Source organism: Nonlabens sp. Ci31 (assembly GCF_012974865.1).
Lineage (GTDB): Bacteria > Bacteroidota > Bacteroidia > Flavobacteriales > Flavobacteriaceae > Nonlabens.
The window spans coordinates 3,312,994-3,337,124 of the sequence record NZ_CP043633.1 but is presented as its reverse complement, the minus strand read 5'-3'; the positions used below and the strand labels follow the sequence as shown (position 1 = coordinate 3,337,124).

Annotated in this window: 18 protein-coding genes; 8 read left to right on the top strand and 10 right to left on the bottom strand. The window is 36.9% G+C overall.

Features of this window, described 5'->3' with window-relative positions; genetic code table 11:
- Positions 1-6: 6 nt before the first annotated feature.
- Complete coding sequence (bshA, locus tag F0365_RS14745; RefSeq protein ID WP_169934397.1) at positions 7-1,143, top strand: N-acetyl-alpha-D-glucosaminyl L-malate synthase BshA; 1,137 nt, start codon at positions 7-9, stop codon at positions 1,141-1,143.
- A complete protein-coding gene (locus F0365_RS14740; RefSeq protein WP_169934396.1) occupies positions 1,109-1,570 on the top strand; it encodes a protease complex subunit PrcB family protein in 462 nt (153 codons plus the stop codon). Before bshA ends, F0365_RS14740 begins: the two co-directional genes overlap by 35 nt.
- A gap of 55 nt (positions 1,571-1,625) precedes the next feature.
- On the opposite strand, the gene F0365_RS14735 is transcribed toward F0365_RS14740, so the two are convergent.
- The 3 genes from F0365_RS14735 to prfB form a co-directional block, all read right to left on the bottom strand.
- Positions 1,626-2,123 (bottom strand): hypothetical protein, encoded by a 498-nt coding sequence (locus tag F0365_RS14735; RefSeq protein ID WP_169934395.1) that lies wholly within the window; start codon positions 2,121-2,123, stop codon positions 1,626-1,628.
- 289 nt (positions 2,124-2,412) lie between these two features.
- Positions 2,413-4,845, bottom strand: coding sequence for an outer membrane beta-barrel family protein (locus F0365_RS14730; RefSeq protein WP_169934394.1), 2,433 nt, complete (start codon positions 4,843-4,845; stop codon positions 2,413-2,415).
- A gap of 71 nt (positions 4,846-4,916) precedes the next feature.
- On the bottom strand, positions 4,917-6,023 hold the full coding sequence (gene prfB / locus F0365_RS14725; RefSeq protein ID WP_169934393.1) for a peptide chain release factor 2: 1,107 nt from the start codon (positions 6,021-6,023) through the stop codon (positions 4,917-4,919).
- 199 nt (positions 6,024-6,222) lie between these two features.
- Here prfB and F0365_RS14720 point away from each other — a divergent pair, with 199 nt between their 5' ends.
- On the top strand, positions 6,223-7,239 hold the full coding sequence (locus F0365_RS14720) for a threonine aldolase family protein (protein ID WP_169934392.1): 1,017 nt from the start codon (positions 6,223-6,225) through the stop codon (positions 7,237-7,239).
- Between the two features lie 188 nt (positions 7,240-7,427).
- Here F0365_RS14720 and F0365_RS14715 read toward each other — a convergent pair whose 3' ends face one another.
- A complete protein-coding gene (locus F0365_RS14715) occupies positions 7,428-8,012 on the bottom strand; it encodes an ACP phosphodiesterase (RefSeq protein WP_169934391.1) in 585 nt (194 codons plus the stop codon).
- 63 nt (positions 8,013-8,075) lie between these two features.
- Between F0365_RS14715 and glmM the strand changes: the two genes are divergently transcribed.
- Complete coding sequence (glmM, locus tag F0365_RS14710) at positions 8,076-9,470, top strand: phosphoglucosamine mutase (protein ID WP_169934390.1); 1,395 nt, start codon at positions 8,076-8,078, stop codon at positions 9,468-9,470.
- Here glmM and F0365_RS14705 read toward each other — a convergent pair.
- Positions 9,430-10,341, bottom strand: a complete 912-nt coding sequence (locus F0365_RS14705) for a lysophospholipid acyltransferase family protein (protein WP_169934389.1) — start codon at positions 10,339-10,341, stop codon at positions 9,430-9,432. The genes glmM and F0365_RS14705 overlap by 41 nt on opposite strands.
- Positions 10,342-10,389: 48 nt before the next feature.
- Between F0365_RS14705 and F0365_RS14700 the strand changes: the two genes are divergently transcribed.
- Positions 10,390-11,025 (top strand): rhomboid family intramembrane serine protease, encoded by a 636-nt coding sequence (locus F0365_RS14700; protein WP_169934388.1) that lies wholly within the window; start codon positions 10,390-10,392, stop codon positions 11,023-11,025.
- 5 nt (positions 11,026-11,030) lie between these two features.
- Here F0365_RS14700 and F0365_RS14695 read toward each other — a convergent pair whose 3' ends face one another.
- A complete protein-coding gene (locus tag F0365_RS14695) occupies positions 11,031-12,152 on the bottom strand; it encodes a TlpA disulfide reductase family protein (RefSeq protein WP_169934387.1) in 1,122 nt (373 codons plus the stop codon).
- A 109-nt stretch (positions 12,153-12,261) separates the two neighbouring features.
- On the opposite strand from F0365_RS14695, the gene F0365_RS14690 reads away from it, so the two are divergent.
- A complete protein-coding gene (locus F0365_RS14690; RefSeq protein ID WP_169934386.1) occupies positions 12,262-14,637 on the top strand; it encodes a GAF domain-containing protein in 2,376 nt (791 codons plus the stop codon).
- Position 14,638: 1 nt separating this feature from the next.
- Here F0365_RS14690 and F0365_RS14685 read toward each other — a convergent pair whose 3' ends face one another.
- A complete protein-coding gene (locus F0365_RS14685; RefSeq protein WP_169934385.1) occupies positions 14,639-15,826 on the bottom strand; it encodes a Pycsar system effector family protein in 1,188 nt (395 codons plus the stop codon).
- 25 nt (positions 15,827-15,851) lie between these two features.
- Here F0365_RS14685 and F0365_RS14680 point away from each other — a divergent pair, with 25 nt between their 5' ends.
- Together F0365_RS14680 and F0365_RS14675 are read left to right on the top strand one after the other, a co-directional pair.
- Positions 15,852-19,586 (top strand): metallophosphoesterase, encoded by a 3,735-nt coding sequence (locus F0365_RS14680; protein ID WP_169934384.1) that lies wholly within the window; start codon positions 15,852-15,854, stop codon positions 19,584-19,586.
- 67 nt (positions 19,587-19,653) lie between these two features.
- On the top strand, positions 19,654-19,824 hold the full coding sequence (locus F0365_RS14675) for a hypothetical protein (RefSeq protein ID WP_169934383.1): 171 nt from the start codon (positions 19,654-19,656) through the stop codon (positions 19,822-19,824).
- Positions 19,825-19,891: 67 nt separating this feature from the next.
- Here the strand turns inward: F0365_RS14675 and F0365_RS14670 are convergent, their stop codons facing one another.
- From F0365_RS14670 to rlmH, 3 genes are all read right to left on the bottom strand, one after another.
- Positions 19,892-20,293: a thiol-disulfide oxidoreductase DCC family protein gene (locus F0365_RS14670; RefSeq protein WP_169934382.1), complete on the bottom strand. Its 402-nt coding sequence runs from the start codon at positions 20,291-20,293 to the stop codon at positions 19,892-19,894.
- Positions 20,294-20,494: 201 nt separating this feature from the next.
- Positions 20,495-22,672: an endonuclease MutS2 gene (locus F0365_RS14665; RefSeq protein ID WP_169934381.1), complete on the bottom strand. Its 2,178-nt coding sequence runs from the start codon at positions 22,670-22,672 to the stop codon at positions 20,495-20,497.
- Between the two features lie 952 nt (positions 22,673-23,624).
- On the bottom strand, positions 23,625-24,098 hold the full coding sequence (gene rlmH, locus F0365_RS14660) for a 23S rRNA (pseudouridine(1915)-N(3))-methyltransferase RlmH (protein ID WP_169934380.1): 474 nt from the start codon (positions 24,096-24,098) through the stop codon (positions 23,625-23,627).
- Positions 24,099-24,131 lie beyond the last annotated feature (33 nt).

Sequence of the window (24,131 nt, the reverse complement as noted above, 5' to 3'; positions counted from 1 at the left end):
AAATTAATGAAACTAGCTATAGTGTGTTATCCTACCTTCGGAGGTAGTGGAGTGGTAGCTACCATGTTGGGTACAGTACTTGCTGAACGTGGTCACGAAGTGCATTTTGTGACCTATAAACAACCGGTAAGACTGGACTTGCTCTCTAGGAATATTTTTTTTCACGAAGTAAACGTGGAAGAATATCCGTTGTTTCATTACCAGCCTTATGAATTGGCTCTGTCCAGTAAATTAGTAAATGTGGTACAGGAATACGGTATTGAACTATTGCATGTTCATTATGCGATACCACACGCTTATGCGGGCTATATGGCACAACAAATGTTGAAAGATCAAGGGATTACATTACCTATGGTCACCACCTTGCACGGTACCGATATTACACTCGTAGGAAACCACCCTGTTTATAAACCAGCAGTCACTTTTAGTATCAATAATAGTGATGTGGTGACTTCTGTTTCCGCTAGTTTAAAACGGGATACTTTAGAGCTTTTTGATATTACTAAGCAAATCGATGTAGTTCCTAATTTTATAGATATGTCTTTGTATAAGACAGAGTTTAAAGATTGTGATCGAACGATTATGGCATTCCCGCAAGAGCGCATTATTACCCATATAAGTAACATGCGACCTGTAAAACGCCTTATGGATGTCGTGAAGATTTTTGAAATAGTCGAGAAACAGATTCCGGCGATATTAATTATGGTAGGAGATGGACCAGAACGTTTTGCAGCAGAGGAATATGCTCATGACGCAGGTTTAAAAATGAAGATCAAATGGGTGGGAAACAGTACAGAAATCGATCGCATTCTCTGTTTTTCAGACTTGTTTTTATTGCCTTCTGAAAAGGAAAGCTTTGGTCTTGCTGCTTTAGAAGCCATGGCAAATCGCACTCCTGTGATTTCCACAAACACGGGTGGTTTGCCTGAGGTGAATGAAGACGGTGTTTCAGGTTACACGAGTGAAGTGGGCAACATTGAAGAAATGGCAGCAAATGCTATGAAGATCTTAAAAGACGATCAGGTTTTAAATGATTTTAAGAATGCCGCTTTCGCGAAAGCGGAACAATACGATATACTAAAAATAATACCACAATATGAAAAGTTATATGAAACTGTGCTTGCTGGCACTAAGTCTTTGTAGTCTCAGCTCTTGCTGTAGTAAAAAAGAAATAGCAAATCAGACCAAACAACCCATAGCCGAAAGCTTTGAAATTCTTATCAATGATAGCCACATAAATATTGTTGAGGAGAAGTCAATGATTATTGATACAGAAGAAAAGCTAAAAGAATTTTATGCGGGTCTCAATGCAAAACGATCCCCAGGTTTTGACATTCCAAAGGTAGATTTTGATACCCAATCAGTAATTGTGGTGGCTATGGGACAACAGAATACGGGTGGGTATAGTGTTTTATCGCCTCGTTATAATCTAGAACTGCGCACCTATGAATTTTCTTATTTAAAACCTTTACCAAATGCACCGGTTACTATGAGTATAACTACGCCAGGAACAGTTGTACTGGCAAATCAAGTAGCAGATGCTATTAGCATTATAGTAAACAAGAAGTAAACAAAAAATGGCGGCCAGAAATGGCCGCCATTTTTTTTATTACTATATGGATTGCTTAGAATTGGTACCTAATTCCTAATGCAATATCCAGATCATTCCCATCTCTAAAATCTCCAAAATAAAACTCTGGACGTACGTCTAGGGAAAGCAATAAGGGAATGTTAAAGTTGTATTCAATCCCTACTTGTCCAGCGGCAAAGAAAAAGGTTTCAGAATCATTATTATAATTATCCCTTCCAGGGAAATCATTATCTAGACTTATGGTTCCTACTCCACCACCAGCACCAGCATACCAGTTAAAGCCACCTTCTAGATTCCATACCCACTGATACACTCCAGTTGCTTTAAACCCGTCAAAGTTTTTACCGCTTTCATAACCCAAATCTATTTCCAATCTATTGTTATTTCCTAAGGCTCGTTGGTAGGATATTTCCGTACCAAAACCATCTCCATCTCCCGCTCGGATACCAATGGCATTTTTAGAAATTTCTTGTGCATTTGTTAAACCGATTCCTCCTATTACTATAAGAAGTGTAAAAACTATCTTTTTCATAAATTATTTATTTTGTTGTAAATGTGATATTAAAATAGGACTGAATCCTCTTTTATTATGTTAATTTATACATATATAATAAAAAAAATATTGTTATTGAAAATCATCGTCATCGTCTTTGTTTTTAGATTTTTTTATTTCCTTTTTTTATTAAATACCTACACAATACGCCACTTCATCTGTCGCTATCTTCATCGATATTCAATAGAGCCTATGGCGACAGCGACAACATTATATTTCACCTTTTTACCACTGTTATAGAGTCCATTACATTTTATAAAAATGCCATCTATCCTTCAAATTCGTATTCTTCACCTTCACCACCACGATCGTTGTTTTTCTTTCTTTGGTTGAATGTGTATATAAATGAAAGGGTTACTTGACGCTCTCTCCATTGGAACCTACTGTTAGAAACAAAACTAGGAGTATTGGTGAATGATTCTCGACGTCTTGCATTTAATAAATCACTCACATTAAGAGTAAGTGACCCTTGTCCTTTTAAAATCTCTTTACTAGCTGCAAGATTTATGGTAGCAATACCGTTTTGAGATCCTTGAGCACTTTCTGATGCCCCGCGGTAATTGATACGTGTTTGAAAATCAATTTTAGCCGGCAGCTCAAATTTTTGATTTAATCTTAAAAAGTAAGTGGTATTTACAAAATCAAAGTTTAGATCTTCAAAGTCTCCATCAGTTTCTACTCTAAAAACATTTACATCGCTATTGATGGTCCACCACTTGAAAGGTCGGTAAGTAAGAGTAAGCTCATAGCCTAATCGCTCTTCTGTAGAAAGATTCACTGGAAATCTAAAAACGGCTTGATTTCCATCTACTAACCTGGTAGTTTCAATAGTTTCTACATTATCAGTACTGCGATTAAAATAAAGAGATGTGCTCAATGTCAATTTTTTCCACCTTCTTAAATAACCTAAGTCCACTTGATTTGAAAAGGTCGGATCTAGATCTACATTCCCTTGATAAAAGGAATTTTGACTCGACCTACCTGAAAACGGATTCAATCTACGTCCTCTCGGCCTTCGTACTCTTCGGTTATAGCCTAAGGTAAAATTCTCACCGTCTTGTATTTCATAACCTAGATTTAATGTAGGGAACAAACTGCTGTATTCTTTTTTGCTGGTCACATCTGTGGTTTCTTGGTGGATAGAAATATTGGTTTGTTCAAATCTTAAACCAGCAAGCATGGAAAATTTACCAAACTCCTGACCGTATTGTCCATAGAAAGCGTTCACAAACTCTTCATAACTAAAGGTGTTGTTTAAAGTTACATCTGGAATTAAAAGTCCACTTGGAAAATCTTCTCTTTCTTCAAAGTAGAAACTGTTAGAGATATCTCTGTAGTTACCGCGATAACCTGCTTCATACTGTATGTCTTCACCAACTGGTTTTTCCCAATCAACCTGTATCAAGGCTTCTGTTTCATCTTCTGTTTCTAGAACACGTTCCAAGTCATTGATCGTATTGGAAATAATTTCAGTTTGTAGGATATTTGATTCCTGATCTTCTACAGAGGTTGAAAATTGTGCACTTGCTTTTAGTTTTTGTCCATTCTTATCTAAATCGCTTTGATAATCTAAAGAAAATTGAATATCATTTTCATCTTCAGCTTCTTGCTCTTCTCTTAAGTTAGTTTCATTAAGGGTCGTATCAGAAAAAAATCGCTGGTTGTTATTTGTAGTTACATCATTATCATTACCTAAGCGATAGACGACATTAGCTAGAATACTACTTTCATCATTTATAAAATATTCAGCTCCAAAACTGGTAAAATAACTTCTTCCTAAACGGTCAAAATCACGACTTTCATTTACCCCTAATAAATCTGTGCCTGTTGGAGAAGTGTCAGGAAATTTGTATTCAATGTTGGTAAGAGCATTTCCAGGAGAAGTTCTGTATCGGTAACCTGTATTGGTAAAAAGATTCCATTTGGTGGTACGGAAATTTAAGTTGGTAGAGGCTCCATAACTTTCAGGGTAACTCGTGTTTAAATTAATAGAGCCATTAAAACCTATAATGCGATTTTTTCGCAGGATGATATTTAAAATACCCGCAGTTCCTTCGGCGTCATATCTTGCGCTAGGTGAAGTAATCACTTCAATCCTTTCAATAGCTTCTGATGGAATTTGACGTAAGGCTTCTGCACCGTTAAAGCCTACCAAGGCACTAGGTCGACCATCAATTAGAATACGCACACTATTATTTCCTCTTAAGGCAACGTTTCCTTCTACATCTACAGAAACTGAAGGTACATTATCAAGAACATCACTGGCTGTTCCACCTTGTACGGTAAGATCTTTACCTATGTTATAGATTTTTTTATCCAGTCTGATATCTACAGTTGTTTTCTCTGCAACGACTATAGCGGCATCAAGCTCTGCGATATCTTGAACTAAAGAAATAAGCCCGTAATCTTTGTCTTCTGTAAGGACTTGATTTTCTTTACTGATACTTTTAAAAGTGATGTATTCCCATTTTACGGTATAGGTTCCTGGAAGAACACTGATGCTGTAATTACCTTCTAAGTCGGTAACACCTCCTTGAGGAAGTTGGTCTGGCTTAGTGCTTATAAAAGAAATAGTAGCAAATTCTAAGGGAGCTCTAGAATCTTTGTCAACTAGTTTCCCTTTTACAGTAATGGGATTTGAATTTTGTGAATAGCTAAATGCCGAGGTTAAGAGCAACAATAAGAGTAGAAAATTCTTCATAACAGTCTTTAGGTTTTCTTCTAAGACCGCCAAACTATTTAAAGGATTAACCTAGCCTCACTAAACTTATGTTAAAGCTCGTCACTAGGGACTTCTTTACCATCTTCCATTAAGAAAGCCTTAAGAAAAGCATCTAAATCCCCGTTAAGAACAGCATCTGTATTACCAGTTTCATGACCGGTTCTTACATCTTTTATCAGTTTGTAAGGATGCAATACATAATTGCGTATTTGAGAACCCCATTCTATTTTCATCTTACCGGCTTCTATTTCTTTTCGTGCCGCATTGCGTTTTTGTAATTCAATTTCAAAAAGCTGAGATTTCAACATTTGCATGGCTTTCTCTCGGTTTTCTAATTGAGATCGCGTTTCAGAATTATGAATAATGATTCCAGAAGGATGGTGTGTTAAAATAGCCTTGGTTTCTACCTTATTTACATTTTGTCCACCAGCGCCACTTGAGCGAGCAAAATCCCATTTGATATCTGCTGGGTTGATATCTATTTCTATAGAATCGTCTGCTAGCGGATACACATAAACCGAGGCAAAAGAAGTATGACGTTTTGCATTAGAATCAAAAGGCGAGATGCGCACTAATCTGTGTACACCGTTTTCACTTTTTAACCAGCCAAAACTATAATCTCCTTCTATTTCTATCGTGACAGTTTTAATACCAGCAACATCACCAGCTTGAAAGTTGAGTTCTTTTACTTTATAACCGTTCTTTTCTGCCCACATCATGTACATTCTCATGAGCATCTCTGCCCAGTCACAAGATTCAGTACCACCAGCTCCAGCAGTTATTTGAAGCACTGCGCTCATGTCATCACCTTCGTTAGAAAGCATGTTTTTAAACTCTAGCTTTTCAATAAGGTCTTTTGCGGCCTGGTGCTTAGCCATGACATCTTCTTCACTAGCCTCCTCTTCTTTAAAAAACTCAAAGAGCACTTCTAGGTCTTCTGTAAGCGTCACAGCGGTAGCATAGTCTGTGGTCCATTGCTTTTTGTTACGCAATAGTTTCATGATCACTTCGGCATCTTTAGGTTTGTTCCAGAAATCTGGAGAAAAGGTTTTCTCCTCTAGATTAGTGATCTCAATTTTCTTGGCATCAATCTGTAAGTAATCCTTTAGTTTTAGGACGCGTTCTTGTAATTCTTTAACCTGTTCGGCAGTGATCATAGGGTCATTTTCAACTACTGCAAAAATAGAATTAAATTAGTTGCTTTTATCCATGCTTGTGTGTGGTATAGATATTATTTTTATAGCGCTTTTATGAATATCGCTTTCGCGAAAGCGAAACACATAAAGTTGATGCCGCACTTGCTCGTAATGAGTTTATCGAAGTAATGCGGCACGAAAGACTAACAACCATAAATAAATGATAGATTTAAGAAGTGATACAGTAACAAAACCTTCCAAAGGAATGATGGAGGCCATGTTCCATGCCGAAGTAGGAGACGACGTTTATAAGGAAGATCCAACGGTTAATGAATTAGAAAGGCGAGTGGCAGAGCTATTTGGGATGGATGATGCATTATTTTTCCCTACTGGAAGTATGGCAAATCAAGCCGCGATTAAAATGCACACACAACCTGGAGAGCAGTTGATATGCGATAAATATGCACATGTTTATAATTATGAAGGTGGTGGCGTTTCTTTTAATAGTGGTGTTTCTTGTAAGTTGTTAGATGGATCCAGAGGTATGGTAACCGCTGCTCAAGTAGAAGCAGCGATCAATCCGCCAGATTTTTATCACAGCCCATTGACTTCTTTGGTATGTTTAGAAAACACCACTAATAAAGGTGGTGGCGCATGTTATGATTTTCAAACCTTTCAAGAAATTAAAGCTGTTTGTATAAAACATGGTCTGGGACTGCATCTGGACGGCGCACGTTTATGGAATGCGCTGGTGGCCACTGGACAAAATCCTAAAGAATATGGAGGAGTTTTTGATACTATTTCGGTCTGTTTTTCTAAAGGAATGGGAACACCACTAGGTACCGTTCTTACCGGTAAGAAAGAGATCATGAAAAAAGCGATGCGTGTACGTAAAGTTTTAGGCGGCGGGATGCGACAAATAGGCTTTATGGCAGCAGCAGCAAATTATGCGCTGGATCACAATTTTGATAGACTGGCAGAAGATAACGCTAGGGCACAAGAATTGGGTAACCTACTCGCTTCTCTTGATTATGTAGTAAAAGTAGAGCCGGTAGAGACTAACATTGTCATCTTTGAGGTGAAAGATGAGAAAGCTGTAATGGATTATTGTGTTTCAAAAAACTTGATCATCAGCAATATGGGGCAAGGCAAGTTAAGGTTGGTGACTCATTTAGATTATACTCAGGACAATCACTTGACGGTCCTTCAATATTTTAAAGAATTTAAAAGCCTGTAGTTTTCAACTTGTTTTATTTGTAGCAGTACGTCCTATGTTTTATATACAAGGCCTAAAATTAGTTATGCATTGATTTAAAGACTGCAGGTTTGTAGGGAAGTTTTAAAGGTAGCGGATTCACTTGTGAGAGAGCGAAGTAATGATGGTGGTTTTTTTAAAATAGGAATTAGGCATATCAATTGGTGTTCTTATATTTCTAATCTGCGTTCTTCCACATGTAATTTCAAATCCTCAAAAAATAGTCTGAAATGCCCTTCCAGTTCTTGGTAGTATTTTAGTAAATCAATAGGAGCAAAGTTCATCTTGCTTTTCCCTTTTGTTCTGTGATTCATTTGTTCAAAAATCCTTGAAATACCTTCTACGGTTGCATAATTATACAACCAGTTTTGTTCTAGCATATAAGGTAAGAACCTTTGAACCCGCTCTGGTAATATAGCATGCTGTTCTTGTAGATCATTATAAAATTCTTGCACATAATCTGCTAAAGGTGTTTTATGAAAGTCAGACCAGTTAGCCGCAAGAAAATGATCGTAGTAAATATCTACAATAACACCGCTCCAGTGTCCGTATTTTTCTCTGATCAAGTCTTTGCTTTGCCTTACGACTGCATGTGTATCTGTAAAGGTATCAATATGGCGGTGTAGTATAATTCCCTGTGCCACACGATCTGGAAACATACTGAAGTCTTTTCCTTTAACAGCATCTGCTATAAAATTACCTATTCTCAATTCTTTGTCTTCTTTGGAAAGGTAAATGTGAGCGAGATAATTCATAGATGTAATTGGTAAAGGTTTTTTAGAAAGATTACTTTTGTCGTAAATGTAAACCAATAATTAATGACTCTTATAAAATCTATTTCAGGAATACGTGGAACCATAGGCGGTGCACCAGGTGATAATCTAACTCCTTTAGACGCGGTTAAGTTTGCCAGCGCCTATGCCATATGGATCAAAGAAAACGTCGGTAAAGCGGCTCCTAAAGTAGTTATAGGAAGAGATGCCAGGTTAAGCGGCTCGATGATACAATCCTTAGTACAAAACACCTTGATAGGTATGGGGTGTCATATCGTAGATTTAGGGTTGAGTACGACTCCAACTGTAGAACTTGCGGTACCTAATGAACAGGCAGACGGCGGTATCATTCTTACGGCTAGTCATAACCCAAAACAATGGAATGCTTTAAAGTTACTGAATAGCAAAGGAGAATTTTTAGATGGAGCAGAAGGACAGAAAATTCTAGACAGTGCAGATAAAGAAGATTTCTATTATTCGGAAGTGGACGATCTAGGAACGGTTCAAATCATAGAAGATTATATAGACCGTCATATTCAAATGGTGCTGGATATGGAAGTTACTCAAATAGAGGCCATCAAAGCGGCTGGATTTAAAGTGGTCGTAGATGGTGTGAACAGTACCGGAGGTATCGCTATTCCAGCATTATGTAAAGCACTAGGAGTAGAAGTAGTAGAGTTGTACTGCGACCCTACAGGTCACTTTCCTCATAATCCAGAACCTCTTAAAGAACACTTAGGAGATTTATGTAAAGCGGTAAAAGAACACCAAGCACACTTTGGAATCACGGTAGATCCAGATGTAGATCGATTAGCATTTGTGGATGAAACAGGAGAAATGTTTGGAGAAGAATATACCTTAGTCGCTTGTGCAGATTACATATTAGGTCACAAAAAAGGAAATACGGTTTCTAACCTTTCTTCCTCAAGAGCTCTACGTGATGTGACTGAAAAGCATGGTGGTACTTACTACGCAGCAGCGGTAGGTGAGGTCAACGTGGTGCAAAAAATGAAAGAAAAACACGCGGTTATAGGTGGAGAAGGAAATGGGGGTATCATCTATCCTGAATCACATTACGGAAGAGATGCCTTAGTAGGTGTAGCGATGTTTCTTTCTTTACTTACTGAAAAGAAAATGAAAGTAAGCGAATTAAGAGCCAGTTACCCTTCTTATTTTATGAGCAAGAAAAAAGTACAGCTGGTTAAAGGAATGCCAGTAGACGCTATTCTAGCGGATATTCATAAAAAATACGAAACTGAAGAAGTAACGAGTATTGATGGTATTAAGATCGATTTTGCAGACCAATGGGTGCACATGAGAAAATCCAATACAGAACCTATTATACGTATCTATACAGAGGCGCCTACTCAAAAAACAGCTGATGATTTAGCAGATCGTTTTATAGCTGAACTCGAGGAGATAGCTCAACAGCACGCGTAGTATTACCTAAATTAGATTTCCATCTTTTATGAGACCATAAATAATATTCTGGCTGCTTGATGATTTGTTCTTCGAGCAGTTGGAAAAATGTATCTGTTATTTCCCAGTCTTTTGTTTCTGCTCCGTTTGGGGTAATAGTGACAAATTCTGTCTCGTAATAGCCTCGTTTTACTTTAGCGACTTTAAGAAAAACAACTGCTGTGTGGTATTCTTTAGCAATGCGTTCGGCACCTTTAAAAACAGCACTAGGTACATTAAAGAAGCTGGTAAAATACTGAGCGCGTCCTGCTTTAGGAGATTGATCTGCCACCAGTGCAAATAAAGCAGCTTCTGTTTCTGCAGATTTGCTCATTACTGCGGTAGCTTTTTTCATAGCGACCAATTCACTATTGAATTTCTTTCTAATGTTAACGATTAAATTATTCAACCTTTTGTTCTTTAAAGGTTTATAAATGGCATAGACTTTATAATCCAATACATTATCGAGTACCATAGTCCATTCATAGCTTGCCTGGTGGCCGAACATAGCGATTATGGGTTGATTCGCTTTCGCGAAAGCGTTTACCATTTCAGGATTGCTACAAGTAAATCTTTTTTTCATCGATTTCTCGCTCATTCCCATGGACTTGATCATCTCTATAAAAATATCGCAAAAGTGTTGTGTACTTTTCTTAGCTAGTCGCGTAATTTCTTTTTCATTCTTTTTAGGAAAAGCAATTCTTAAATTATTTTTAATGACCCCTTTACGATAACCGATGACGTAATAAGTAACAAAATAAAAGAAGTCACTCAACAAATAAACAATAGAAAATGGCAAACGTGAAATGATCCAAAGAATAGGATATATAAGATAAAAAGCAACTGCCTGCATGTACTAATTTTAAGCAAATATACTATCTTGTACCTTATAAATTTATTCATGTACCAACTAGATATTGTCACTATAGTTATTATAGCGGCCAACCTGATTATAAGTTTCAAAGGATTTCAAGATTATGCCTTTAAAAGTAAATACCTTTTTAATATAGCTGGGATTCATCGTGGTGAAAAATGGCGATTTTTCACCAGTGGTTTTCTTCATGCAGACCAGCGACATTTATTCTTTAACATGCTGACGCTGTTCTTCTTTTCTAATGTGGTGGTGAGCAGGCTAGGATCTGTGAGTTATCTTATTATCTACTTGACCAGCTTATTAGCAGCTAACTTTTTAAGCTACCTTTTTCATAAAGACGAGTACCATTACAGTGCTTTGGGCGCAAGTGGAGCTGTTTCTGGAATCATTTATAGCGCTATATTATTAGATCCGTCTATGAGGATCTATTTTGGTATTCCAGGATTTGTGTTTGGGATAGGTTATTTGATCTATTCCTTTTATGGAATGAAGAAACTTAATGATAACATAGGGCACGATGCCCATTTTGGTGGAGCAGTGGCAGGTATTTTGGTTACTTTAATTTATGATTTTGACCTGATCTATACCAACACTATTACTGTGGTCACCTTATCGGCCACTATCGTAGTGCTGTTTATATTAATGAGATTTATAAAAAATTGACTTGATTAAGATGGACCTAGTAATTCTTCCAGTTTAAGGTGCAATTGCTGTCCACGTAAATTAGTTGCTATAATGATACCATTTTCATCCAGTAGAAAGGTAGCAGGAATAGCATTGACATTATAAAGCTTTGCAAGTGGCCCAAAATATTGTAATCTAGAAACATGATTCCAGTCCATTTTATCTTTAATAATGGCGTCTTTCCATGCTTTTTCAGCCCCATTACGATCTAAAGAAACACTGAGGATATTAAAACCTTTATCGTGGTATTTATTATAGGCACTTACCACATTAGGATTTTCTCTACGACAAGGGCCGCACCAAGAGGCCCAAAAGTCTATCAGAGTAACTTTTCCTAGAACTTCATGAAGTCGTATGACCTCACCTGAAGGACTCGCTCCCTCAAAATCGGGTGCTTTGGCACCTACAGCCACAGATTCTGCTTTTTTGAGATAGGCATCTATTCTTTGGGCCATTACAGTCTCTCTTACTCTAGGATCAAATTCATTAAAGATGGCTCTAGACTTTTTTTCATCTAGCATTTTGCTGTTCAATAACTCTCCCAGTATCATAGGTGCAATAACGCTAGAATTATGACTAGTTACCATTTGGGAAGCATAATCTCTGAAGTCATTTTCTGCGGTAGACCATTGATTAGTTACCGACATAGCAGCAGCGTTATCACCACTTTTGAGAGCTGCCGCTCTCTCACTGCGGTACCTTTTAGAGTTGGTAGCATAGGTAGATTGACGTTTTTTGAATATTTTCAAATCTTCATTAGACTTACTTCCCACAACATCGCTATCAAAAAGAGAGTCTTTTTTAATTCTCACTTCTAAATGATCATTTTCAATCAATAATAAAAAATTACCTTGACTACCGTCTAAAGTTAAAAACCTTATTTCTTCATTGTTCAATTCTTCTTTTTTATCAAAATAGAATTTTTCTTCCATCACAATACTGGTGTCTACAACAACAGTTCGCCCGTTTTCATCCAGATCATTAAGGTAAACACGCATGCCATTTGCTACTCCTGGTGCATCACCGTCTATAAAATGTGTTTCTTTGTTTTTTTCATTACATTGATTTACAGCTAGAAAGGTTAAAAAGATAATCAGATACTTCATTACTCATATTTTGAGCTAAAATAATTGACTTATGCCTTAATCAGGTTAAAGAAATCAAAAATTATAACAGCAATTTCCTTGCATTCATTATAACAAGTATCTTTGAAACATGGGAAATAATAGCAGTCGTGATCATATGATAGTCAATCTTACTTTTAAAAAGGTGGTCGATCAATACATTGCAAGGCTAGAGAAAGAGGATAGTAATTTTAAAAAACTATACATTTCTTCTGTATTGAGGTATGTAGATGATCATGAGGAGCTTATCGATGGGATTAAGGAAGATGAAATATTTTTACATAAAGAGTCTATAAGCGTTTTATTATCAGATCTTTTTCCTGCAGCTTTAACGCTCAATGAAATAAAAGCGGCTACAGTTCCTTTCTCTAATATATTATTCAATAAAACAGAACGTCTTAGCAACTTGCTTAGGGACGCTGGAAAGGATTTTCATTTGAATATTACGGCATTCGAATCTTTTGATACTTTTAGGATGTCTTGTGGGATCATTTTAAATAAATACTATAATAAATCTATAGATTTAAGCAGGCCTATTCTTGTTAAAATACCTGATATCAAAGGCTATGAGCGAACTTACCGAGTGACTTATAATGCAGATTTTATAGATATAGAGTTAAATAGTGACGAGTATAGATTATCTCAAGAGGACATAAAAAAGCTCTTACGTTCTCCAAATGACGAGCAATTATGGGAAAACTATTTTCTAAATGAGAGTTATACCTTCGATGGTTTTATTATCGTAACCTTCACAGATGTTACCATGGATGCTGCGATTTCAGACTTGAAAACGCTCTTACTTGACAGTGCCCAATCCACTAAAGATCAAACAGATAAAATAAAAGTGATTTTCAGGAAAATTTTTAATCTTGAAAACTTAAGAGTAGGCTTTACCTCTTTTGATCATTATGAAAGAAATTTTGAATCCATGATTTATAATGATTCAGAAAGTTTTTTATTGGGAAGTAATGTTGAAAAAAAATGTAAAGATGCCCTATGTACTGATAGTTACCAGCATCTGATTAAGGATTTTGAGCCATTGGTAATTACTGATGTAGCAGATTACGCTTCAAAAATTGAAAATACATACCTTACCGACAATCTTTTAAGGAACGATATTCACAGTGCTATTTTTTACCCCATCACAAAATCTAAAAAATTAATAGGGGTGCTTGAAATTGTCAGCAAGAAAAAATTTGCGCTTAACAGTTTTAATGTAATAAAAATAGAAAGTGTTGCCGGTTATATAAAAGCAGCATTAGTAAGAACAGAGCAAGAATACGAGAACAGTATAAAAGCTTTAATACAGACCGAGTGTACCTCCATCCATTCCAGCGTTCAGTGGAAATTTGAACGAGAAGCTCGCCGTATTTTAAAAGCGAGATCTCGTAACTCAAAAAATGAACCTTTTAAAGATGTAGGGTTTCAGGATGTTTATCCGTTGTACGGGCAAATAGATATTGTAGGAAGTAGCGATGCCCGTAATCAGGCCATTAAAAAAGACTTGATCAATCAAATGGATCAAATAGGTGAAATATTTGCTTTTGCAAAAAAATATGAGCATTTACCTATTTACGATCAAATTTCTTATCGTGTATTAGAGTTCAGAAAAGAGTTAGAAAATGGTCCTATTGATGCCAATTCACAGCGGGATATCATTAAGTTATTGAATGATGAGATCAATCCAGTTATAAAACATTTGATGAAGCTTTCTCCTAAAATTGAAAGATTAGTGGCGGAATATCAATCTCAGATTGATGAAACGAGTGGTGTCATCTATCAAATCAGAAATGACTACGATAATACGGTCCAGGCTATAAATGAAGCTTTAGCTAACTGTATCGATAGAAAACAAATGGAAGCCCAAGAAATTTTCCCACATTTCTTTGAACGATTTAAAACAGATGGTGTTGAGCATAATATTTATTTAGGAAGCAGTATTGCTGCCGAGCAGGAATTTAACGTAGTTTACCTTTACAATTTAAGGCTGTGGCAATTGCAAACCATGATTGCGATGGAAAATCAGTTTTATTCTGTTCAAGAAAACTTACCTTCTGTTATCGAAGCAGCTAGTATGATTCTCGTTTTTGATAATACCCTGAGCATCAGATACCGTATTGATGAAAAAAGATTTGACGTTGATGGGACTTATAACGCTCGTTACGAAGTGATCAAAAAGAGGATTGATAAAGCCAATATCAAAGGAACCCAAGAACGCATTACCCAAAATGGTAAAATAGCCATCATTTACACCAATAAAGAAACAGAACGGGAATACATGAGATACATCAATTTCCTACAGCACAACCAGTTGTTAGGAAATGAAGTAGAGCACCTAGAGCTAGAAGATGTTCAAGGAGTAGTGGGCCTCAAAGCCTTAAGAGTTAACGTATTGTATGATATAGATGTGGCAAAAGGCACATTGACTTATGAAGATCTCGTTAGGGAATTACATTTGATACAATAGCTTAACCAATAGTGGCATAGTCTATAGTACTAAACGCAATAATAAATGCTAAGACAGAACCAATGATTCCTATCATAAATATGGTGTAGGTCCAACGCAGTAAAGTATATTTTCTGTTCAACACCACTCCTAAGGACCAAAGATCTTTGGTCAAGGATTCATAAATCTCTTCTTTATCGTCAATCAAGCTCATCAGCGCTTTTTGATACCTTTGATATGGTACTTTATGAAAGTTTCCAAAAAACAATAAATTTACGTCTCTATTTTGAACTTGTTCATCCGTAAACTCACCACTAGTTATATTAGGTCTTGTGGACATGATAGACAGAATGATACTTGCTACAGAGAACAATACCAAGATCAAAGTAGGCCATAATAAATGTCGATTACTTACTTGTTCCAGCTTAGGGATTAAATTTGCCAACGCAAGAGATATAATAATAGCATTTACAGACAGCAGTATGTTTGCCTTAGTATCTGCAATATCACTTAGTTTGATGTGGTTGCGTAGGGTCGTTCTAAAAAGGGTTTGTACCGCTCTTTCTGGACTTTGATTTTTAAGATCAACTTTTACTTTTTCTTTATCAAATTTCTTTTTTCTTTTCTTTTTTGCCTTTATAAGTTTTAGGAGGTTATTATTTTTTGAAGTATTCCAGTTTTTTATAGCATAGGCGCTGTAATAGCGATGTTTCTCTGTGAAAACCAAGATGTTTTCTTTACGCCACTCCTTGTTAGTGTACTCACGACCTCTCAATTTCATTTCTTGTTTGAGTAATTCAGAGGTTTCTTTATAATAGTCTTTTGCAAAGTGAGAAGAATCTGCATCTCTCATAATTTCCTCTAGGGGACATTTAGGAACTCCATTAAATTTAGTAGCAAGTATGAGTCTTTTTACCAAATCAATGTTTTCTTGATCTTCTTTTTGTTCTTTTAAAAACATTTCGGCAATCTTAACGCTTTCTTCTTCATGATTTTCAGCACCATGAATATAGCCTGTATCGTGAAGCCATGCTGCTAAAAGCATTGCATTTTGCTCTTTAACACTGATTTCAGAATTGTCGATTATTTCCTGTGTACTTTTAACAACTCGTTTGGTATGTGTATAATTATGATACACATACTTATCTTCGAGTTGATTTTTTAACAAATTCAACACAAAATCATCAGTAATTTTTAAAATATCGCTCATTCTAAATGTTTCAGCTAAAATTAATATGATTAAAAGACTTACAAAGCAAAATAACATTCTTTTATTACTTACAACAATAATTCTTACTGGATGTGCCAGTTTTAAAGCACAGTATAAAGAAGAGGTTCAGCAAAGCTTTCCTACTGACTTAGAAATTGATAAATCTTTTTATTTGATAGGTGATGTAGGTAAATCTCCTATAGGAGGGAAAAGCGATGGATTACTCGCGCTGGAAAACTACCTAAAGTCTCAAACTACAGATAAAGACCACCTTATTTTTTTAGGAGATAATATCTATCCTATTGGAATGCCAGAAAAGGATTCGGAATTCAGGCCTATTGCAGAAAATCATCTGGACGCACAGATCGATGTTGCCAAATCTTTTAATGGATCTACTATTTTTATTCCAGGAAATCACGATTGGTACAATGAAGGACTTAAAAATGTAGAACGAGAAAAAAAATATATAGAAAAAGAGCTGGATAATAAAAACATCTGGGAACCTAAAGTAGGTTGTCCTATAAACAGTATTGACATCAGTAAGCAAATTCAATTAATCATTATAGACAGTCAGTGGTATTTAGCCCAATGGGATAAGCACCCGACCATTAATGATGATTGCGAGCAGATTAAAACAAGAGACCAATTTTTTTTAGAGATAGAAGGTGAATTTAAGAAAAACCAAGACAAAACTATCGTTTTTGCACTTCACCATCCATTGTTTACCAATGGTGTTCACGGTGGGCAGTATGCGGCGATCAAGCATTTATACCCGTCACAATCGGCGATTCCAGTCCCTATTTTAGGTTCTTTAGCGACTCAAATAAGAACCAGTGGTGGGGTAAGTGCTCAAGATAAACAGAACAAACGTTACCAAGAAATGTCCGATAGAATTACCACTCTTGCTCGAGCATCTGCCGCGCCTAGAATTATTTTTGCAAGTGGTCACGAGCATACCTTGCAGTATATTGTCAATGAAGGCATACGTCAGATTGTTTCCGGTTCCGGATCTAAACAAAGTTATGCTACATTGAGTAACGACGGTTTGTTTTCATATGGAGGTAATGGTTTTGCACGATTAGACGTGATGAGAGATGGGTGCAGTTGGGTGCGTTATTACGGCTTTGAAAATGGAAAAGAAAAACTACTGTTTACCCATAAAGCTATAGAAACTCCTAAAGAATTTGATTTGGAGACATTGCCTGATGCGTTTCCCGCTTTCGCGAAAGCGAGCATATACCAATCAGAAAGAATAGAAAAAAGCAGCTTGTTTAAATCCGTCTGGGGAACAAAATACAGAAACCTTTACGGAACAGAAATCAATGCCAAAGTAGCCATCTTAGACTCCATAAAAGGTGGACTACGAGTAGAACGAGCTGGAGGTGGACATCAGACACGTTCCTTAAGATTAGTAGATAAAAACGGCAAAGAGTACAATTTACGGGCATTAAAGAAAAGTGCCGTACAATTTTTACAAACCACAGTGTTTAAAGAAAATACAGTAGCCGCTTCTTTTGAAGATACTGCTGCCGAAGATTTATTATTTGATTTCTATACCGCAGCGCATCCATATGCAGCGCTTACCTTACCTAAATTAAGTGATGCCATAGGAGTTTACCATACCAATCCAGAAGTTTATTACGTACCTAAACAGAAAGCATTAGGAAACTATAACAATGAATATGGAGACGAGTTGTACCTGTTAGTAGAACGCCCTGAAGACCATCATAACGATTTAGAAAGCTTTGGAAAACCAGATGACATAGAAAGCACTGCAGATATGTTTGAGAAAACACGCGAGGATGAAAAGTATAAGATTGATCAAGAAGCTTTTGTTCGAGCGCGCATGTTTGATATGTTATTAGGAGATTGGGACCGTCACCAAGATCAATGGAGATGGGCGCAGTTTAAGAAAAAAAATGGGAGCAGCCTTTTTAAGCCTATCCCTAGAGATAGAGATCAAGTGTATTCTAATTTTGATGGGGCTTTGTTTGCTACCTTGAGAACCATGATAGGTTTAACTAAGCAATTTGCTACCTATGATGAAGATTTGGATAATGTAAAATGGTTCAATACTGCAGCAACTTATTTAGACCGCACACTAGCTCAAGAAGCAGATAGAGATATGTGGACCTCTCAAGCGCAGTACATTAAAGACCATCTATCTGATGAAGTTATTGAGGCGGCATTTAACGAATTACCTCCCGAAATATATACAGATGCCACCACCCAAAAGATCATTAAGAACATGAAAATACGTCGTTCTAACTTAGTACTGACGGCTGAGCGGTATTACGATTACCTTTCTGATCTCGCTATAGTAACTGGAACAGATAAAGATGATTATGTAGTTATTGATCGGGTAGCAGATGGAAAAACTCGAGTAACTATTTATAGAAATAAAGATGGTAAAAAAGCCGATGTGGTGGTGGATCGATTGTTTCTAAAAGACGACACTAAGGAAATATGGGTCTATGCGCTAGATGATGACGATGTCATTGAAGCGGTTGGAACAGGTAAAAACCCTATTAAAGTAAGAATCATAGGTGGACAGAATAATGATATTTATGATCTTGAAAACGGAAACTCTATTTTAATTTATGATCATAAATCAAAGGAAAATACGTTTAAAAATAAGGGGGGAGCTCGAGTGCATTTATCAGACAGCTATAACAACAACTTTTACAATCCTAAAAAAAGCATTACAAATTCAAATGTGCTGACACCAGCCTTAGGATTTAATCCAGATGATGGTTTTAAGATAGGTATCCAAAATACCTTTACAGTGAATGGGTTCCATCGCAATCCTAATACAACAGTGCATCAAATTAAAGCGGGTTATTATTTTGCTACGCAAGGATATGATATCAACTATAATGGAACTTTTGCAGGGGTCTTTAATACTGTCAATTTCACTGTTAAAGGAAGGTTTTCTGGACCTACGTTTGCAGAGAACTTCTTTGGTTTTGGTAATGAAACGCTCAATAATGATGACGACTTGGGTTTTGATTTCAATCGGGTGAGACTCAGTGAACTTTCTGCTGGAGTAGGTGTTAGTTACATAGGAGAATACGGTTCTAACATCAAAGGAGGCATCGAGGTGCAGAGTTTTCAAGTAGAACAAGATGATGGAAGATTTCTTGAAACTCAATTTGCTGACCCTACAACTGATCCTGATTTTTTTGAACGCAAGTGGTTTGTCGACTTGAACGGGGGCTATAATTATGAGAGTTATGATAATAAGTTAAATCCAACTAGAGGTATGATCTTTGACTTGACCGCAGGTATTAATGCTGATAAAGATGACTTAAGGAATACCTTCGGTTATATAAAGCCAAAATTGGGGTTTTATAATGCTTTGAACCGCAGTAGAACTTTAGTCTTGAAAACAATGACTCAAGCTACGGTAAACATAGGCGATAGCTATCAGTTTTATCAAAGCGCACAACTCGGTCAGAATAATGGCTTGAGAGGTTACCGTACACAGCGATTCTCTGGTGGAAGTGCCCTAGCAGGTACTGCAGATGTACGTTATAGTTTTAAGGAATTTAAGACAGGTGTTGTACCCTTACAAATGGGAGTGTTTGCTGGTGTAGATGTAGGACGCGTTTGGGTAGATGATCTAGACAGTAATAAATGGCATAATAATTTTGGTGGCGGATTTTGGGTCAACAGTTCTGAGGCTATAGGTGCGACGGTTAATCTCTTTAGAGGAGAAGAAGGTCTGAGGTTTAGTTTTCAGCTCGGATTTAGTTTCTAATACCTATTTACAGATATTTTTATAAAAGCCTTCTCAGTTATTATCGAGAAGGCTTTATTTTTGGAGCATGAATAAAAAAGGTTCTATTTATTTGATCGCCTTAGGTAGTATCATTGTTTTGGTTGGGGCAGTCATGTTTCTAACAGAGGTGGTAGGCGCTAAAGGAATGATTCTTATCGGTTTTTTTACAGAGCTAGCTGGCGTATACTTTTACTGGCAAAACAAGAAAACAAAGTAAGCACGGAAGAAGGGCCGTGTAAGGGTACTAACGGTACTGTTTAGGTTAATTAATCCATGCCTAAGAGCTATAAAAATTTAGATTTCAATTCTGGTGTAGGAATCATACAGCTTTCTTTTTTACCAAACCATTTGTAACGGTTTCTCGCAATAAAATCATAGACAGTATCTGAGATCAAGCTGGGAATAATGATCAAAGAGTAGAGTAGTGGCCATAATCCAGTCAAGTGTTTTGAGATGCGTAATGCTGCTCCCGCTTTCGCGAAAGCGGAATCTCCACTAACCAATACGATAGAATCTATTTTAGAAGGATCAATTTGATACTTAGCGAGCAACTTTTTACCTACTTCACTTTCCAATGGAGCAAATCTAAACCGGTCGTTTTTATCGCGCTTTATAATGAACAGAATAGCTGCATTGCACAAATTGCAAACACCGTCAAATAACACTATGTCTTTATTTTCATTCATTTATATGGTATCTAATCAACTAAATAATTTTTTCATAAAAGCGCCTCTGTAAACTTCTAGATCTGTAAGACCTAACTTTAATCAACTCCTCAAAAATAGTACAAATCTTAAATGGAGAAAAGAATAGCCAAGTATTCAACTTATTTTTGAACAGACTGCATAGAGTTTTGATTCTAGTGTCTATAAGTGGAACGAAATATGCTATTTCCCTACTTTTTCCAATTGTTCTATAGGTGCAATGGTGGTGAAAAAGCCGTAGTTTATGGTCACTTTCCCCTTTTCAATACTATCAATAGTCCCAACCGATTTTGAATCGGCTAGTCGTACTTTGTCATTTATTTTAAGAGCAACCTGAGGTTTTTTTTCTGTTTCCTTAACCAGCGCCACTTTAGCTTTGATTTTTTCAGTTCTAATTTCCTGAACTTTTTGAATCACTTCTTGTTCCACCTGTTTTTGTTTTCCTTTTTGTTGTTTTACAACTTTAGGAGCTTCTTTCTTTTTGACTGGTTGGCGTTTTACGTTTTCTGTGATGACCATTTTCATCAGTTCATCAAGTAACAATTTTTTCTTTTTATTGTTTTCAAAGTTTGTTGCTAGACTATCAAACTTCTTACCTAGCTGTATAAAACGCTGGTATCCGTCATAGAGCTCTTGGAAATCTTGCAACTTTTGATGTACTCGTTCTTGGGTATCTTCTAGCTTAGTTGCTCGTTGGGTAGCTTTCACTTCTTTATCGCGCAAGCTGTCGTTATTACGTCTCAAATTAGAACGTTCCTTCTGTAAAGCAGCAATGGACTTGTCAAAACGTATTTTCCCACGTTCTACCTTTTTCTTTGCCTTATTGATCAAAGAATAGGGGATACCGTTTTTTTGAGCTACTTCAAAAGTAAAGGAACTACCCGCTTCTCCTAATTGTAATTGATAAATAGGTTCGAGAGAACTAGAATCAAACAACATGTTAGCATTAGTCATTTCAGGAAGTTCGTTTGCGAGCATCTTTAGATTGGTATAATGCGTAGTAATGATACCATAAGATTTACGGTCGTTGAGTTCTTCTAGCATACTTTCTGCTAACGCCCCACCTAGTTCGGGATCAGATCCGGTACCAAATTCGTCAATTAAGAACAATGTCTTATCGTTTGCTGTTTTTAAAAAGCTACGCATATTTTTCAACCGGTAACTATAAGTACTTAGATGATTGTCAATACTTTGATTGTCCCCAATATCGGTTAGTACATAATCAAAAACACAAATCCGGCTCTTTTCATGAACCGGAATCAGCATTCCTGTCTGTATCATTAATTGAAGTAATCCAATCGTTTTTAGGGTGATCGATTTACCACCTGCGTTAGGTCCAGATATAACAATAATTCTATTTTCTGGCGCCAGTCGTATGGTTTGTGGATAGGTTTTTTCTCCTCGCTCATTGTTGGCCACCCATAATAATGGATGGTAGGCATCTACCAATTCCAATTCTTGATGTTCTACCATCATGGGTAAGCAGCCGTTGATTTTACGAGCATATTTTGCTTTTGCCGCAACCACATCTGTATGAGTAAGATATTCCCTATACTCTTTAAATTCTGGAATAAACGAACGTAGAAAATCGGTTAATTCTTTAAGTATTCTCTGGATTTCTTCCAGTTCTTCTATTTCTAATTCGGAGAGCTTTCGCGAAAGCGTCAATACACGCTCTGGCTCGATGTAGGAAATGCTTCCTGTTCTAGAGCTTCCCATTATTTTACCTTTCACCTTGCGTCGGTACATGGCTTTGACAGCAAGTACACGGCGGTTTTCCACCACACTTTCCCTAATGTCATCCAGATAATCCATCTGTCCATAATGACTCAGCGCCTGACCAAAGCTACCATTGAGCTGGCCTCTAACTGCATTCATCTCGCGTCTCAGATTCCTCAAATGTGGAGAAGCATCATCTTTGATCTCCCCAAACCGGTCCATAACAAAATCTACTTGCGTAGGAATGATTTCGTTGAAAACGATGTGTTGTAGTCGCTTGAATAATTCAGGAAAATATTCTTGTAATTTTTTAAAAAACTTGATGTGTTCATTAACGGTACGTGGCAATACCGCTAATTTTCTAATACTTTCTTTATCTAAAGTGCTGTTTTCTATTCCCAGCAACTGAAGTTCTTTTTCTATAAGGTCAAAACCGTGATTAGGAATTCTATGTTCGCTAGAAAAGGACCAAAGGTATTCATTGGTATAAGCCAGTTCTCGATCTATTAAGAACCTTGTGGTCAGTGGTTCTAAGGCGTTGATAGCAGTTTTTCCATCCTCGGTGACACAATAAGTGCTGGCTTGAGCTAGTACTACGTCGAATTCTAAATCCTGAATCGTTTTTGTTGAAATTTTCTTCATATAAGTGACACAAAAATAAGCTAGGTAGAAATGGATAGCGGTGCATTTTACAAGAAATTAAGGAAAGAAGATGAAAAAGAGGGATGAAGGGTGAGGCATGAGGGAAGAGGGGATCGGGATGTGGGATGGTTGATGCGGTTGATGGATGCGGATGATGGATGTGGCATGAGGGGAACGGGATTTGGAATGGTGGATGTGGCATGAGTGATGTGGCATGAGGGGAACGGGATTTGGTATGGTGGATGCGGTTGATGGATGCGGTTGATGGATGTGGCATGGGTGATGTGGCATGAGGGGAACGGGATTTGGGATGGTGGATGGGGTTGATGGATGCGGATGATGGATGTGGCATGGGTGGATCGGGATGCGGGATGAAGAATGAGTAATGAAGGAGGAGGGATGAGGGTTGGTGGATGCGGGATGTGGAAATACCGCCTTGTTTATGAAAATAGAATCAAGAAAAAGAGTTCAGATCGTTTTGCTGCAGGACCAATAGGAATAGGGAAGATAGATCGCTGTCTCTGTAGGAATATGGATCAGAGAAAGAAAAAAGAAGAAAATGTTTGCTCGAGCGACAGCGATGCACTGAGATTTCCCTTCTCCAACCTTTTCATAAATTTTGGATATCGATTTCAAGTTCAAGTTCAAATTCACTCGAGCAAAAGGCTTCTCGCTAGTACTTGCAGTCGACGAGCTTTTTTGCAAGAGAAATGCACAGGACAGATTTTTTCGCAGCTCCAGTCGTTATAAAATCAAAAGTGGTGGATGTGGCCTTTGAAGTTAACGATTTATCCTTCCATGGTATTTGAAATAAATAAATAAAGAAAAGAATCCTACATTTACTCACCCATTCTTAGAATAAATCTATTAGTGCTTAATCAAGAAAGATAAAAGCAGTTTCCTAATCAACTGCGTAAAATCAGAACTTAAATGATCCTTTTATGCAGCAACCTTATTCGTGATGATAAGGTTCGTTTTTCAAGATGGTAAAAGCTCTATATACTTGTTCTACAGCAAATAAACGCACCATTTGATGGGAGAAAGTCATATCGCTTAGAGACAGTTTAGAATTAGATCTCGAATACACATCTGTAGAGAACCCATAAGGACCGCCTATGACAAAAATCAATCGCTTTAATCCAGAAATACTTCTTTTATTGATCAACTCTGCAAACTGTAGGCTGCTGTACTTCTTACCTTTCTCGTCGAGTAAAGTAACAAAATCACTCTTTTCTAGCTTATGGAGGATCAGTTTGCCTTCTTCATTCTTTTGTTGGTCTTCACTAAGGTTCTTTGTTTTCTTAAGATCAGGAATGATTTCTAACTCAAAATTAATGTAGTGCTGTAAGCGATCTACATACATTTGTGTGAGTTGTTCTATACGGGAATCGTCTGTTTTACCAACGGCTAGAAGTGTGATTTTCATGTTGCAAATTTAGGACATGTGTTTGAATACATA

What these genes read in the sequence shown, in the direction of transcription:
- prfB (WP_169934393.1), bottom strand. Translation starts at nt 6,023, where the DNA reads ATGATCACTGCCGAACAGGTTAAAGAATTACAAGAACGCGTCCTAAAA.
- rlmH (WP_169934380.1), bottom strand. Translation starts at nt 24,098, where the DNA reads ATGAAAATCACACTTCTAGCCGTTGGTAAAACAGACGATTCCCGTATA.
- F0365_RS14670 (WP_169934382.1), bottom strand. Translation starts at nt 20,293, where the DNA reads ATGAATGAAAATAAAGACATAGTGTTATTTGACGGTGTTTGCAATTTG.
- F0365_RS14695 (WP_169934387.1), bottom strand. Translation starts at nt 12,152, where the DNA reads ATGAAGTATCTGATTATCTTTTTAACCTTTCTAGCTGTAAATCAATGT.
- F0365_RS14705 (WP_169934389.1), bottom strand. Translation starts at nt 10,341, where the DNA reads ATGCAGGCAGTTGCTTTTTATCTTATATATCCTATTCTTTGGATCATT.
- F0365_RS14700 (WP_169934388.1), top strand. Translation starts at nt 10,390, where the DNA reads ATGTACCAACTAGATATTGTCACTATAGTTATTATAGCGGCCAACCTG.
- F0365_RS14720 (WP_169934392.1), top strand. Translation starts at nt 6,223, where the DNA reads ATGATAGATTTAAGAAGTGATACAGTAACAAAACCTTCCAAAGGAATG.
- F0365_RS14665 (WP_169934381.1), bottom strand. Translation starts at nt 22,672, where the DNA reads ATGAAGAAAATTTCAACAAAAACGATTCAGGATTTAGAATTCGACGTA.
- F0365_RS14740 (WP_169934396.1), top strand. Translation starts at nt 1,109, where the DNA reads ATGAAACTGTGCTTGCTGGCACTAAGTCTTTGTAGTCTCAGCTCTTGC.
- bshA (WP_169934397.1), top strand. Translation starts at nt 7, where the DNA reads ATGAAACTAGCTATAGTGTGTTATCCTACCTTCGGAGGTAGTGGAGTG.
- glmM (WP_169934390.1), top strand. Translation starts at nt 8,076, where the DNA reads ATGACTCTTATAAAATCTATTTCAGGAATACGTGGAACCATAGGCGGT.
- F0365_RS14715 (WP_169934391.1), bottom strand. Translation starts at nt 8,012, where the DNA reads ATGAATTATCTCGCTCACATTTACCTTTCCAAAGAAGACAAAGAATTG.
- F0365_RS14675 (WP_169934383.1), top strand. Translation starts at nt 19,654, where the DNA reads ATGAATAAAAAAGGTTCTATTTATTTGATCGCCTTAGGTAGTATCATT.
- F0365_RS14690 (WP_169934386.1), top strand. Translation starts at nt 12,262, where the DNA reads ATGGGAAATAATAGCAGTCGTGATCATATGATAGTCAATCTTACTTTT.
- F0365_RS14685 (WP_169934385.1), bottom strand. Translation starts at nt 15,826, where the DNA reads ATGAGCGATATTTTAAAAATTACTGATGATTTTGTGTTGAATTTGTTA.
- F0365_RS14735 (WP_169934395.1), bottom strand. Translation starts at nt 2,123, where the DNA reads ATGAAAAAGATAGTTTTTACACTTCTTATAGTAATAGGAGGAATCGGT.
- F0365_RS14680 (WP_169934384.1), top strand. Translation starts at nt 15,852, where the DNA reads ATGATTAAAAGACTTACAAAGCAAAATAACATTCTTTTATTACTTACA.
- F0365_RS14730 (WP_169934394.1), bottom strand. Translation starts at nt 4,845, where the DNA reads ATGAAGAATTTTCTACTCTTATTGTTGCTCTTAACCTCGGCATTTAGC.